The following is a 13,415-nucleotide window of genomic DNA, read 5'->3' as shown; positions in this document are numbered from 1 at the left end:
CATTGCCTGCGAGGAACTCGGAATGTCTCTGTTGATCCGTGGCGCCACCGTTGTTACCCATGATGAAAGTTATCGCGCCGACGTCTATTGCGCCGACGGCGTGATTAAAGCCATCGGTGAAAACCTTGATGTTCCGGCGGGTGCGCAAGTGCTCGACGGCAGTGGTCAATACCTGATGCCGGGCGGCATCGACCCACACACCCATATGCAACTGCCCTTCATGGGCACCGTGGCCAGTGAAGATTTTTTCAGCGGCACCGCAGCGGGACTTGCAGGTGGCACCACGTCGATCATCGACTTCGTGATTCCCAACCCGCAGCAGCCCTTGATGGAAGCCTTTCATCAGTGGCGCGGCTGGGCGGAAAAGTCGGCATCGGATTACGGTTTCCACGTCGCCATTACCTGGTGGAGCGAGCAGGTCCGCGAAGAAATGGCCGAGCTGGTCAGCCATCACGGCGTCAACAGCTTCAAGCATTTCATGGCGTACAAAAACGCGATCATGGCGGCCGACGACACGCTGGTCGCGAGTTTCGAACGTTGCCTTGAGCTCGGTGCGGTGCCCACCGTGCACGCCGAGAACGGCGAGCTGGTGTATCACCTGCAACGCAAGTTGATGGCCCAGGGCATGACCGGGCCGGAAGCGCATCCGCTGTCGCGACCTTCGCAAGTGGAAGGTGAAGCGGCCAGCCGGGCGATCCGCATCGCCGAAACCCTGGGCACGCCGCTGTACCTGGTGCATGTCTCGACCAAGGAAGCCCTCGACGAAATCACCTATGCCCGCAGCAAGGGGCAGCCAGTCTATGGCGAAGTGTTGGCCGGGCATCTGCTGCTGGACGACAGCGTCTATCAACACCCGGACTGGCAGACTGCCGCCGGTTACGTCATGAGCCCACCGTTCCGTCCTCGCGGCCATCAAGAAGCACTGTGGCATGGCCTGCAATCGGGCAACCTGCACACCACCGCCACCGACCATTGCTGCTTCTGCGCCGAGCAAAAAGCCGCTGGCCGTGACGACTTCAGCAAGATCCCCAACGGCACCGCCGGCATCGAAGATCGCATGGCCGTGCTCTGGGATGAAGGGGTCAATACCGGGCGCTTTTCGATGCAACAGTTCGTGGCCCTGACCTCTACCAACACCGCCAAGATTTTCAATCTGTATCCGCGCAAAGGCGCGATCCGCGTTGGCGCCGATGCCGATCTGGTGTTGTGGGACCCGCAGGGCACGCGGACCATTTCGGCAGCGACGCATCACCAGCAGGTCGACTTCAACATCTTCGAAGGCAAGACCGTGCGCGGGGTGCCGAGCCATACCGTGAGCCAGGGCAAGGTTGTCTGGGCGGACGGTGACCTGCGGGCCGAGCGAGGTGCCGGGCGATACGTCGAACGGCCGGCGTATCCGGCGGTGTTTGATTTGTTGAGCAAGCGGGCTGAGCAGAACAAGCCCACTGCGGTGAAACGCTGAAATCCAGGCCTTCGGCCATCGCGGGCAAGCCCGCTCCCACATTTGAAATGCAGGTGATCCAGACACTGCCCATCAGAGGCAGCACCTCAATAACCGTGAGGCAAAAACCGTGATCAAGACCCTCGACCATCTCCCGCATCCCTATGAAAATGCGGCCGCCCTCGCCGGCCACTTCACCGACCTTGCGCCGCCGCTCAACGACCGCCAGGCGCACCTCGAAGCGTCGCGCTGCCTGTATTGCTACGACGCCCCGTGCGTGAATGCCTGCCCGAGCGAGATCGACATCCCCTCGTTCATCCGCAATATTCACGCGGAAAACGTTCAGGGCGCCGCGCACAAAATCCTCTCGGCGAACATCCTCGGTGGCAGTTGCGCTCGCGTTTGCCCCACGGAAATCCTTTGCCAGCAAGCCTGTGTGCGCAACAACGACCATGAATGCGCGCCGGTGCTGATCGGCCTGCTGCAGCGCTACGCCGTGGACAACGCGCACTTCACTGAGCACCCGTTCGCACGCGCCGCCGCCACGGGCAAACGCATTGCCGTGGTGGGCGCCGGTCCGGCAGGGCTTTCCTGCGCTCACCGCAGCGCCATGCACGGCCATGATGTGGTGATTTTCGAGGCGCGCGAAAAGGCCGGAGGCCTCAATGAATACGGAATTGCCAAATACAAACTGGTGGACGATTACGCACAGAAGGAACTGGACTTCCTCCTGCAAATCGGCGGCATTGAGATCCGCCACGGGCAGAAGCTCGGCGAGAACCTGACCCTCAGCGAACTGCACCAGCAATTCGACGCGGTGTTTCTCGGCCTGGGTCTCAACGCCAGCAAGCAACTGGGCCTCAACCACGAAGACGCCCCCGGTTTAGTCGCCGCCACGGATTACATCCGCGAACTGCGCCAGGCCGACGACCTGACCCAACTGCCGCTGGCGGATCGCTGCATTGTCCTCGGTGCCGGCAACACCGCCATCGACATGGCGGTGCAAATGGCCCGCCTCGGTGCTCGTGACGTCAATCTGGTGTACCGCCGTGGCGTGGAAGAAATGGGCGCCACCGGCCACGAACAGGACATCGCCAAAGCCAATCAGGTGCGTTTGCTGACCTGGGCCCAACCTGAGGAAGTATTGCTCGACGCCAACGGCAATGTCCGCGGCATGCGTTTCGCCCGTACCCGGCTGGTGGATGGCCGTCTGCAAACCACCGGTGAAACCTTCGAACTGGCCGCCGACGCCATCTTCAAAGCCATCGGGCAGGCCTTCGACGGCACAGCTCTCAGCGACCCGCTGGCCCGCGAACTCAAGCGCCAGGGCGATCGGATCGAGGTCGATGCACAGCTGCGCACCAGTATCCCCGGCGTGTACGCCGGTGGCGACTGCACCAGCCTCGATCAGGACCTCACCGTGCAGGCCGTGCAACACGGCAAACTGGCCGCCGAGGCCATTCACGCCCAACTCGTGCTCAATGTGGAGGCTGCGTAAATGGCCGATCTATCGATCAACTTCGCCGGTATCAAATCCCCTAACCCATTCTGGCTCGCCTCCGCGCCGCCCACCGACAAGGCCTACAACGTGGTCCGCGCCTTCGAGGCCGGCTGGGGTGGCGTGGTCTGGAAAACCCTGGGTGAAGACCCGGCGGCGGTCAACGTGTCTTCGCGCTACTCGGCGCACTTCGGCGCCAACCGTGAAGTGATGGGGTTCAACAACATCGAGCTGATTACCGACCGCTCACTGGAAATCAACCTGCGGGAAATCACCCAGGTCAAAAAGGACTGGCCGGACCGCGCGCTGATCGTTTCGCTGATGGTGCCCTGCGTCGAAGAGTCGTGGAAATTCATCCTGCCGCTGGTGGAAGCCACCGGTGCCGACGGCATCGAACTGAACTTCGGTTGCCCCCATGGCATGCCCGAACGCGGCATGGGCGCAGCGGTCGGACAGGTCCCGGAGTATGTCGAACAGGTCACCCGTTGGTGCAAGACCTATTGCTCGCTCCCGGTCATCGTCAAGCTCACGCCAAACATCACCGACATCCGCGTCGCCGCCCGCGCGGCCCATCGAGGCGGTGCCGATGCGGTGTCGTTGATCAACACCATCAACTCGATCACCAGCGTCAACCTGGAGCGCATGGTCGCCAACCCTGTCGTCGGCAGCCAAAGCACCCACGGCGGTTACTGCGGTTCAGCGGTCAAGCCCATTGCGCTGAACATGGTCGCCGAGATCGCGCGGGATCCGCAGACCCGGGGCCTGCCGATCTCCGGCATCGGCGGCATTGGCACGTGGCGCGACGCCGCAGAGTTCATCGCTCTGGGCAGCGGATCGGTTCAGGTGTGCACGGCGGCGATGCTGCACGGTTTCAGGATTGTCGAGGAAATGAAAGACGGACTGTCCCGCTGGATGGACAGCCAGGGCTACGCCAGCGTGGCGGATTTTTCAGGACGTGCGGTGGCCAACACCACGGACTGGAAGTACCTGGATATCAACTATCAGGTGATCGCCAAGATCGATCAGGAGGCCTGCATCGGCTGCGGTCGTTGCCACATTGCCTGCGAAGACACCTCGCACCAGGCGGTGGCCAGCATCAAGCAGGCGGACGGAACGCATAAATATGAAGTGATCGACGACGAGTGCGTAGGCTGCAACCTGTGCCAGATCACCTGCCCGGTGCAGGACTGCATCGAGATGGTGCCGATGGACAGCGGCAAGCCGTTTCTGGACTGGAATCATGACCCGAGGAACCCGTATCACGTTGCTGTTTGATCGGTGAATTAAAGATCAAGAGATCGCAGCCTCGTTTCACTCGACAGCTCCTACAGGGGATCACGCAAGCCTGTAGGAGCTGTCGAGTGAAACGAGGCTGCGATCTTTTCCAGCCGACACCCACCTCGAACAGTTACGGCTCCAACCCAATCCCCCGCAAAATCACACTCGTCACCGTCTGCACCGCTCTTTCAAACTGCATGTCCGACAACGGCTGATGATCATTGAGGATATTCACCTGATGATCAAAGTCGGCGTAGTGCTGGGTCGAGGCCCAGATCATGTACAGCAGGCTTGAGGGTTCCACCGGCAGGATGCGTTTGTCTTCGACCCATTGGCGGATCTTGGCTTCTTTCATCTTGGCCCAATCGTAGAGGCTCACGTCCAGTGCCTCGCCCAGGGTCGGGGCGCCGTGGATGATCTCGTTGGCCCAGACTTTGGAGCCGTAGGGACGGCTGCGGGAGTGGTTCATTTTGGCGCGGATGTAGCTGCTCAGCACCACGCGCGGATCGTCGAACATTTCAAAGCACAGGGCGTCCTGCTTCCAGACTTCCAGCAAATCGAACAGCACGGCGCTGTAGAGTTCGTTCTTGGTGCTGAAGTAGTAATGCAGGTTCGAGCGCGGCAGTTGCACTTCGGCGGCGATGTCGGCCATGGCGGTGCTGCCGAAGCCTTTTTCGGCGAAGACCTTTTCGGCCCCCAGCAGAATCTTTTCGACGTTACTGCGACGAATCTCGATCTTGTGATTGCCCATGAGGGCTCCCTGACGACAGCGTTGGTCAAGACTAGCATCCGCTCTACCTCGCGGCGACAAGGGAAAACGAAACTTCGTACAGGCCGTCTGCGGAAGGTAAACTGACGGCCTCTTCGAACCTGCCCAAGAGGTATTCCACGATGCTGCTCAAGAAAGCCCTGACCACCGCTGCCCTCCTCGGCAGCCTGTTCGCCGCCTCGTCGGTGTTTGCCCACGCCCACCTGAAAAGCCAGACGCCCGCTGCCGACAGCACCGTGAGCGCGCCTGCCGAGTTGCGCCTGGTGTTTTCCGAAGGTGTCGAAGCCACCTTCACCAAGGTCACCCTCAGCAAAGACGGGACTGACGTGCCGGTGAAAAGCCTGACCACCGAAGGCAGCGATAAAAAAACCCTGATCGTGACGCCAGCCGCGCCGTTGACCGCCGGAGCCTATAAAGTCCAATGGCACGCCGTGTCCGTCGACACCCACAAAAGCGAAGGCGCCTACAGCTTCAAGGTGGGTCAGTAATTCATGACGAGCGCGATGGTGCTGTGTCGTTTCCTGCATTTCACCGTGGTGCTGATGCTGTTCGGGGCCTGGGTATTCAGGCCTCTGCTGTTAAACCATGAATCGCTGGCGCTGGACCGACGTTTGGCAAGCGTATGCCGTTGGCTGACGGCGGTGGCGCTGGTCAGCGGCGTGTGCTGGTTGCTGTTGATCACCGCCAGCATGGCCGGCGACTGGGAAGCGGCGTTCGACCCGGCGACTTTGCAATTAGTGCTGACCAACACGTTCTTCGGCCAGGTCTGGGGCTGGCACCTGCTGATCAACGGGGTGTTGATGTCGCTGTTGCTGACACCCTTGGGCGCTAACCTGCCTATTCGGCTGATCCTGGCCAGTCTGTTGCTGGCGACTCTGGCGCCGGTTGGTCATGGCGCGATGCTCGACGGCCTGAGCGGACAGTTGTTGATCCTCAACCAGATTGTCCACCTGACCTGCGTCGGCATCTGGCTCGGCGGATTGATGTTGCTGGTGATGATCCTGCGGCAACCCACGGGTCATACAGTCAGCGTCATTCTGCAGCGATTCAGTGGCGTGGGTTACGCGTTGGTCGCGGGATTAGTCATCACCGGACTGATCAATGTCCGGGTACTCACCGGGCAATTCTGGCCGACGCCGTTGTGGTCCGGTTTTGCCTTGATCCTGTTGATCAAGGTCGTGCTGGTCCTGGTGATGCTGGGGCTGGCGTTGTTCAACCGACTGCGGATCAAGGATTGCGAACAGCGCATGGGGGCGCTTAAAAGCAGCGTGATCATGGAGTGGCTGCTGGGAATTGGCGCCGTGGCGGCAGTGTCGCTGCTGGGCACCATGCCGCCGATGGTTGCGGCCTGAATACCTCTATCCTGCGGGCCATGCAGTTCACTCAAGTGGTACGCCTACTCTGTGGCGAGGGGATTTATCGTTATCTCCCTCCGCCGCTGTATCGATACTCACCACCACCGACATCCCCGGCCGCAGACGCTCGCTGCCTTCCTGCCCGTCATTCACCGTAATCCGCACCGGCACGCGCTGGGCGATCTTGACGAAGTTGCCGGTGGCGTTGTCCGCCTGCAACAACGCGAACTCCGACCCGGTCCCCGGTGATATGCGCTGCACCTGCCCATGAAATAGTCGGTGATTGAGGGCATCCACGGTAAACGTTACCGGCTGGCCGACCCTCACGTTGTTCATCTGGGTTTCCTTCATGTTGGCGATCACCCACAACTGATGCGGCACCAGCGCCATCAGCTGCGCGCCGGAGCTCACATAGGCGCCGAGGCGCACGCCGATCTGCCCGAGCTGACCGTCGCGCGGCGCAATGATCCGGGTGTTGGACAGGTCGATGCGCGCCAGTTGCACCGCGGCGTCCGCACTGGCGACCGCCGCTTCCAGCGAGCCACGATTGACGATCACCGACTGCAAATCCTGGCGCGCAATTTCCAGATTGGCCTGGGCTTGAGCCACTGCCGCAATGGACTGCGCGTTCGCCGCCAAGGTGACGTCCAACTCGCGCTTGGACACAGAACCGTCACGCACCAGCTCGTTGTTTCGGCGCAGATCCGCTTCACTTTTACGCGCCTGAGCCTGGCTGTCAGCGACGGCGGCCTGACGCAGCTTGATGGTCGCCTCGGCGCTGTTGCGTTGCTGTACCACGTTGGCCAGGGCCGCTTTCTGTACCGCCAACTGCGCCAGCGATTGATCGAGACGCTGCTGGTAGATCCGGTCGTCGAGCCGCACCAGCAGATCCCCGGCTTTCACAAACTGAAAGTCCGACACCGGCACTTCATACACATAGCCGCTGAGCTGCGGGCCGATGATCGTCACCTGACCACGCACCAAGGCGTTCTCAGTGGTTTCGACCGCGCTGCTGAACGGCGGCAGTTGCCAGGCGTACAACACGATCAGTACACCCACGATGGCAATGGCCGCAAAGCCCATGGACGAAAGCACCCGCACTCGCAATGAACGTGGTTCTGTGGCGGGCGTGGACGGTGGTTCAACACCTTCAGGCGTCGCGGCGATGGCATTGGTGGTGGTTGTGGTCGGTTCGGTCATGAAGAAGAAACACCGCTAGGGGCTACGGGAGGCGTTGGGGCGACGTTTTTGGTGGTGCTCATCAGCCACAGGGCGCGAAGGGAAATCCAGATCATGGTCAACACGGCAATCACCGCGATCAGCATGAACACATCGTTATAGGCGAGCACATTGGCCTCGCGTGCGGCGGCCGTAGCCAGACTGCGTATGCCTTGCAGATTGCGCAGGCTCGGGTCAGCGATCACTGAACCGAGGGCATTGCCGCCGCTCTGAACCCGTGCGGCCACACGCGGATCGGTCATGGTCAGGTGTTCGACAATGTTGCTGGAATGGAATTTCTCGCGAGCGATCTGAAACGTACCCAGCAGTGCCGCACCAATCAGGCCGCCGAGGTTCTGGCAGATACCGAACAGCACGGAAAAGCTCACCAGGTTGCGCGGGTTGGTCAGGACGTTGCGCGTCCCCAGCACCATCGTCGGGCCCAGGAAAAAGGTCCCGCCAAAGGCTAGCAGGAACTGGCTGAAATACATGTTTTCCGGGCGGGTCAGGTTATTCGAATGGCTGTCGATCACCGAACCGACGGCCATCAGCGCCAGCGACACGATCAGCGGCATGAACAAGTGCTTGGGGTTGATCGTCAGGGCGCTGGTGACCAGCCCGGCGATGCTGCCGATCATCATCACCACATAAAGACTGTGCAGCTGCTGGCTGCTCATGTTGAGGAACTGCATGAACCCGACAGCACCGGTGGATTGCTCCGAGGTCACCATGCGGATAAGGACCACCGCCAGTGCCAGGCGAATCATCACGCCACTGCCGAGCCAACGGGTCATCAGCATCGGGTTGCTGCGGTTGTGTTCGATCGCCAGCCCCCCGAGGATCAATGCGATGGACGCCGCCAACGCCACGCCAATCCACGGCGCTTCCAGCCACCAGTCGATCCTCCCCAGCGACAGCACCGCGCAGAGCAACGCCACACCGCTTGAAAGAATGGCGAAAGTCAGGAAATCGAGTTTTTCGAAGGTCTTGAAGCGGTCGCCCGGTGGCAACTTGAGGAGAAACACGCAACCCAGGGACAGCAGCGCCATGCCCAGTTCAAACAGATAGAGGCCGCGCCACTCGGCGATCTGCAGCAGGTCTTCGGAGAACAGCCGTGCCAGCGGCAAGGCCAGTTGCGAGGTCCCGAGCCCCAGGACCAGCGCCTTCATTCGCCACTTCGCCGGGAACGCCTGGATCATGTAATACAGGCCCAGGGAACTCAACGCCGCCCCCACCATCCCGTGCGCCGCCCGCACCGCGATCGCCGAATTCAGGTCGTTGACGAACAAGTGGCCGAAAGTGACCAGCGCATAGAGCACCAGAAACACTTCCGTGAACGCCCGCAGACCGAACTGTTGGCGAAATTTCACCAGCAGCAGGTTCATCGACACGTTGGTCATGACATAGGCTGCCGGCAGCCAGGCCATCTCGGCCGTGGTCGCCCCCAACGCGCCTTGCAGGTAAGTCAGATTGGCGATCACCAACGAGTTGCCCAGGCCGCCGGTCAACGCCACCAGCAATCCCACCAGCGCGAAGGCGAACCGCTTCGGCGTGGAGTGCAGCGGCGTCGAGGGGGAACCGGGCAGGCTGGGCCGTTCATGGGGTTGCCAGTCGCGCGGGGCGTAGTGATCCATTCAATGACCTTGTTCTAGATATGTCGCCAGTTTGCCGCAAATCCCTGTTCAACACACACAACGGTCATCGCACAAACCCTCCCTCAGGTTGTAGAGGTAATCAACGCCTGCACAGAACCTGTGGCGAGGGAGTTTACTCCCGCTGGGTTGCGAAGCGACCCTCTCCATTTTGCGCCCGCTTCGCAGCCGAGCGGGAGTAAACTCCCTCGCCACAAGAGCGCTGCCTCATCGTGCGGTGAAAAAACCACCGGCATCCAGGGGCTGCCGGAGCCGACGCAAGCTGCTACAGGGTTTAGCGTATTTCTCAGGGCAAAAAGACAAGGCACCCAGATTGATCGAGCTCAAAGACGAACTTACCCATCTCACCCTCGCCCCCGAGATCGGCGGCAGCATCGTCAACTGGACCGTGCGCAGCACCGGGCAGCCGCTGCTTCGACACAGCGACACCCACGCGCTGAACACCGGATTGCCCGGCAAGCTCGCCTGCTTCCCTTTGGCACCCTGGTCAAACCGAGTATCAGCAGGCGGTTTCGACTGCCCCGATGGCTGGCTCACTTTGACGCCCAACAGCCTCACTGACCCGCTGCCGATTCATGGCAGTGCCTGGCAGCAGCCGTGGCAGGTGGTGGCGCAGTCGCGGAATGACGCCGTGCTGCAACTCGACAGCACCACACCCTTCGCCTATCGCGCCTGGCAACGTTTTCATCTGAACGAGGGTCGACTGAGCATCGAGTTGCACGTCACTCATCTGGCCGAACGCGCCGCTTGGCACGGCCTGGGTTTGCATCCCTACCTGCCACGCACCCCGGATACGCGCCTACAGGCAAAGGCCGGGCACGTGTGGATGTGCGACGCGAGCAAACTGCCCACCCAGCTCAGCGCTGTACCGACAGACTGGGAATTCCAGTCGCTCAAGGCGTTGCCCGACAGACTGGTCGACAACGGATTCTGCGAATGGGACGGGCATTGCCTGATCCAGCAACCCGACCTCGGTTACGAGCTGCACTGCCAGGCCACTGGCAGCGATGTTTTTCTGCTCTACTGCCCACCGGTACTGGATTTTTTCTGCATCGAACCGGTCAGCCATCCGGTGGATGCACACCACCTGCCGGGCCGACCTGGCTTGCGCCTGCTGGAGCACGGGCAAACCACCGAACTCGGTTTCAGCCTGCAATACCGCGCATGCTGATCACCCCAGCAACTGGCTCAGCACCGCACGCAACTTGCCGGGTTTCACCGGTTTGTTCAGCAGCGGCGCATTGAGTCGCTGCAGCGAACGCCGGCACTGATCGGTGCGGTCGGCGGTGATGATCACGGCCGGGATGGTTTGACTGAAGTGCTCGCGCAAATGCCTGACCACCTCGCAACCCACCACCCCGTGATCGAGGTGATAGTCCGCCAGAATCAACTCCGGCGCCTGTCCCTGCAACGCGCTCAACGCTGAAGCCTCGTCCGTGGCCGTCACCACCTCACAGCCCCACTGCCCGAGCAACGCGCTCATGCTTTCAAGGATGCTCACTTCGTTGTCGAGCACCAGCAAACGTCGACCCGGCAGCGGATTGCCCGTACCCGGTTGCGGCACCGCCAGGCTGATGGGCAACGGCACCTCGCGGGACATGGGCACCTCGATGGCGAACCGCGAGCCCCGGCCCGGCAATGAATGCACCTGGACCCGATAATCAAGAATCTTGGCGATGCGTTCGACGATCGCCAGCCCCAGGCCCACCCCTTTGCGGTCGGCCGCCCGGCCAACGTCCAGCTGATTGAATTCGAGGAAGATCGAGTCGAGGCGATCGGCTGCAATCCCACGCCCGGTGTCCCACACTTCCAGGCTCAACTGCTCGCCCCGGCGACGTGCCGCGAGCAAAATGCAGCCCTGATCGGTGTAGCGGCACGCGTTGCTGAGGAAGTTGCGCAGGATGCGCGTCATCAGCCGCAAGTCGGTGCGGATCGCGTAGTCGCCCATGTGCACACGCAAGTTCAAACCGGCCGCCTCGGCCACCGATTGAAACTCCGACACCAACGGCCCGAGCAATTCGTCGAGGCGATACAGCGCGATGTCCGGCTTCACGGCGGCCTGGTCAAGCCGGGAAATATCCAGCAGATCCGTGAGCAAATCCTCTGCCCCTTCCAGCGCCTGGTGCGTGCGCTCAACCAGTACCTGCTCGATGTCGGGCAGCTTGCGCTCGCGCAGGGTAGAGATCAGCAAACGTGCCGCGTTGAGCGGTTGCAGCAGGTCATGGCTGGCGGCCGCAAGGTACTTGTCCTTGCTGTGATTGGCCGCCTCCGCAGCGTCACGGGCATCGCGCAAGGCTTCGGCGATCTGTTTGCGCTGGGTGATCTGCTGCTGCAGGTTGCGGTTGGCTTCAAGTAGTTCATCGGTGCGCGCAGTGACCCGCTGTTCCAGTTCGTCATTGAGCTGCTGCAGGCGTTCCTGAGCCAGTTTGCGTTCGGTGATGTCGGCGACAAAACCTTCCACCAGACCTTCCTGATCGGGCTTGAGCAACAGGTTCATCAGCACGTCGAGGCTGGTGCCGTCCTTGCGCCGCAGCTGGGTCTCATAGCCGTGCAGGCTGCGTTGGGTTTTCAGCAGCTCGCCGATGTTTTCGAGCTCCTGGGCGCCACCGACAAACAGGTTGCTGGCCAGGTCCGCCAGGGAGAACAACACCTCTTGCGGGTCTTGATAACCCAGCATTCGCGCCAGTGCCGGATTGGCGGCGCGCATGCCTTCGAGCAGGCTGGCCTGGAAGATCCCGTGCACGGCATTTTCGAACAACCATTTGTAGCGATTGCGCTCGGCTTCCAGCTCGTCAAGGCGCGCCGCGAGTTCCGGATAATGGCTCTTGCGTGCCGAATGGCTGCCTAAACCCAGTAACCCGGCCAGCGCCCGTTGTTGCTCGTCAGAGGGCTTCGCCATAGACGACCTCGACATCACGCTGACTGGATTCACGCGGATTGGTGAGGATGCACGGATCGTCCATCGCGTGTTGCGACAGGAATGGAATGTCCGCCGTCCGGACACCGTGCAACCCCAGGGTTTCATGGAACCCGATGGCGTGTTTGAGGGCAATCAGGTGGTCGACCAGGCGCCCGCAGATCTCCCGATGATTGAGGCCCCGGCAATCGATGCCAAAGGTCTCGGCAATGACTTTGAAGCGGTCCGGTGCCGAGCTGTAGTTGAACGCCACCACGTGTTCTACCAGCACCGCGTTGCACAGGCCATGGGGCAAGTCGAGAAACCCGCCGAGGCTGTGGGACATGGCGTGCACGGCCCCCAGAATCGCGTTGGAAAACGCCAGCCCGGCCTGCATGCTGCCCAGCATGATTTTCTCGCGCAGGGCAATGTCCGTCGGGTTGGCGATCATCTGCACCAGATTGCCATTGATCAGGCGCATGGCCTCCAGCGCATGAGGATCGGTCAACGGCCCGTGCCCGGTGGACACGAAGGCTTCGATGGCATGCACCAGGGCGTCGATGCCGGTACAGGCCGACAGGAACGGGTCCATGCTGAGGGTGGTTTCCGGGTCGATCAGCGACACGTCTGGCACCACGGCCTTGCTGACGATCGAAAACTTCATGCGTTCTTGCTGGTTGGAAATGATCACGAATTGCGAGACGTCCGCCGACGTGCCGGCGGTGGTCGGGATCAGGATCAGCGGTGGGCTTGGCACGCGGATGGTATCGACGCCTTCGAACTCGAGGATGCTGCGCCCGTGAGCGACGACAATGCCGATGCCTTTGCCGCAATCCATCGGGCTGCCGCCTCCGACCGCCACGATCACGTCGCAGTGGTTTTCCCGGTACAGCTCGGCGCCGAGCATGACTTCTTCGACACGGGGGTTGGGCGACACGTCGCTATACAGAAAGTAGTCGATGCCTTGGGATTGCAGGCTGGCCTCGACGTCGGCGACCCACCCGGCGGCAATCACCCCGGGATCGCTGACCACCAGGACCTTGCGCGCACCAAAGGTCTTGGCGTAGTTACCGACGTTATGCCGGCAACCGGCACCGAAGATGATTTCAGGGGAAACGAATTTACGCAGCTGGCTGAGACTCTGGCTCATTGGAAAGCCTGTTTTTTATTGTTTTGAAAGGTAAAGCCACACTAACCCATCCGGCGGTGAATGCAATCAGACCAATGGGTAGCGCTGATCACTGTCAACGGTAGATCCCTCGTGATACCGGGATACCCGCCGGATGATGCTCTTCCTGTGGCGAGGGA

11 protein-coding genes are annotated in these 13,415 nt (G+C 61.3%); 6 read left to right on the top strand and 5 right to left on the bottom strand.

Translation table 11 applies throughout. The annotated features are described in order from the left end of the window. Positions 1 to 22 precede the first annotated feature (22 nt). From hydA to preA, 3 genes are all read left to right on the top strand, one after another. The gene (hydA, locus tag GBC55_RS04840; protein WP_162440248.1) at positions 23 to 1,462 is read left to right on the top strand and encodes a dihydropyrimidinase; all 1,440 of its coding nucleotides are present in this window, start codon (positions 23 to 25) and stop codon (positions 1,460 to 1,462) included. 109 nt (positions 1,463 to 1,571) lie between these two features. Next, positions 1,572 to 2,939: an NAD(P)-dependent oxidoreductase gene (locus GBC55_RS04835; RefSeq protein ID WP_162440247.1), complete on the top strand. Its 1,368-nt coding sequence runs from the start codon at positions 1,572 to 1,574 to the stop codon at positions 2,937 to 2,939. Continuing rightward, positions 2,940 to 4,214 carry an NAD-dependent dihydropyrimidine dehydrogenase subunit PreA gene (gene preA, locus GBC55_RS04830; protein ID WP_162440246.1) on the top strand — a complete coding sequence of 425 codons (1,275 nt, stop codon included), beginning with the start codon at positions 2,940 to 2,942 and terminating at the stop codon, positions 4,212 to 4,214. A gap of 133 nt (positions 4,215 to 4,347) precedes the next feature. Here the strand turns inward: preA and GBC55_RS04825 are convergent, their stop codons facing one another. Next, on the bottom strand, positions 4,348 to 4,968 hold the full coding sequence (locus GBC55_RS04825) for a TetR/AcrR family transcriptional regulator (RefSeq protein WP_162440245.1): 621 nt from the start codon (positions 4,966 to 4,968) through the stop codon (positions 4,348 to 4,350). Positions 4,969 to 5,108: 140 nt separating this feature from the next. Here GBC55_RS04825 and copC point away from each other — a divergent pair, with 140 nt between their 5' ends. Together copC and copD are read left to right on the top strand one after the other, a co-directional pair. Next, positions 5,109 to 5,474 carry a copper homeostasis periplasmic binding protein CopC gene (copC, locus tag GBC55_RS04820; RefSeq protein ID WP_162440244.1) on the top strand — a complete coding sequence of 122 codons (366 nt, stop codon included), beginning with the start codon at positions 5,109 to 5,111 and terminating at the stop codon, positions 5,472 to 5,474. A gap of 3 nt (positions 5,475 to 5,477) precedes the next feature. Beyond that, positions 5,478 to 6,338 (top strand): copper homeostasis membrane protein CopD, encoded by an 861-nt coding sequence (gene copD / locus GBC55_RS04815; RefSeq protein WP_162440243.1) that lies wholly within the window; start codon positions 5,478 to 5,480, stop codon positions 6,336 to 6,338. A gap of 27 nt (positions 6,339 to 6,365) precedes the next feature. Here the strand turns inward: copD and GBC55_RS04810 are convergent, their stop codons facing one another. Then, on the bottom strand, positions 6,366 to 7,541 hold the full coding sequence (locus tag GBC55_RS04810) for an HlyD family secretion protein (RefSeq protein WP_162440242.1): 1,176 nt from the start codon (positions 7,539 to 7,541) through the stop codon (positions 6,366 to 6,368). Continuing rightward, entirely contained in the window at positions 7,538 to 9,193 is a 1,656-nt protein-coding gene (locus GBC55_RS04805; protein ID WP_162440241.1) for an MFS transporter, read from the bottom strand. Before GBC55_RS04805 ends, GBC55_RS04810 begins: the two co-directional genes overlap by 4 nt. Positions 9,194 to 9,524: 331 nt before the next feature. Between GBC55_RS04805 and GBC55_RS04800 the strand changes: the two genes are divergently transcribed. Next, positions 9,525 to 10,382 (top strand): aldose 1-epimerase, encoded by an 858-nt coding sequence (locus tag GBC55_RS04800; protein WP_162440240.1) that lies wholly within the window; start codon positions 9,525 to 9,527, stop codon positions 10,380 to 10,382. On the opposite strand, the gene GBC55_RS04795 is transcribed toward GBC55_RS04800, so the two are convergent. After that, entirely contained in the window at positions 10,383 to 12,110 is a 1,728-nt protein-coding gene (locus tag GBC55_RS04795; protein WP_162440239.1) for a NahK/ErcS family hybrid sensor histidine kinase/response regulator, read from the bottom strand. It lies immediately after the preceding gene. Continuing rightward, positions 12,094 to 13,257, bottom strand: a complete 1,164-nt coding sequence (gene ercA / locus GBC55_RS04790) for an alcohol dehydrogenase-like regulatory protein ErcA (RefSeq protein WP_162440238.1) — start codon at positions 13,255 to 13,257, stop codon at positions 12,094 to 12,096. The genes GBC55_RS04795 and ercA overlap by 17 nt, the downstream gene beginning before the upstream one ends. Positions 13,258 to 13,415: the final 158 nt, after the last annotated feature.

The organism is Pseudomonas sp. TNT3, assembly GCF_010095445.2.
Taxonomy (GTDB): domain Bacteria; phylum Pseudomonadota; class Gammaproteobacteria; order Pseudomonadales; family Pseudomonadaceae; genus Aquipseudomonas.
The sequence above is the reverse complement of the archived record's forward strand: the minus strand, read 5'-3'. Positions and strand labels throughout refer to the sequence as shown.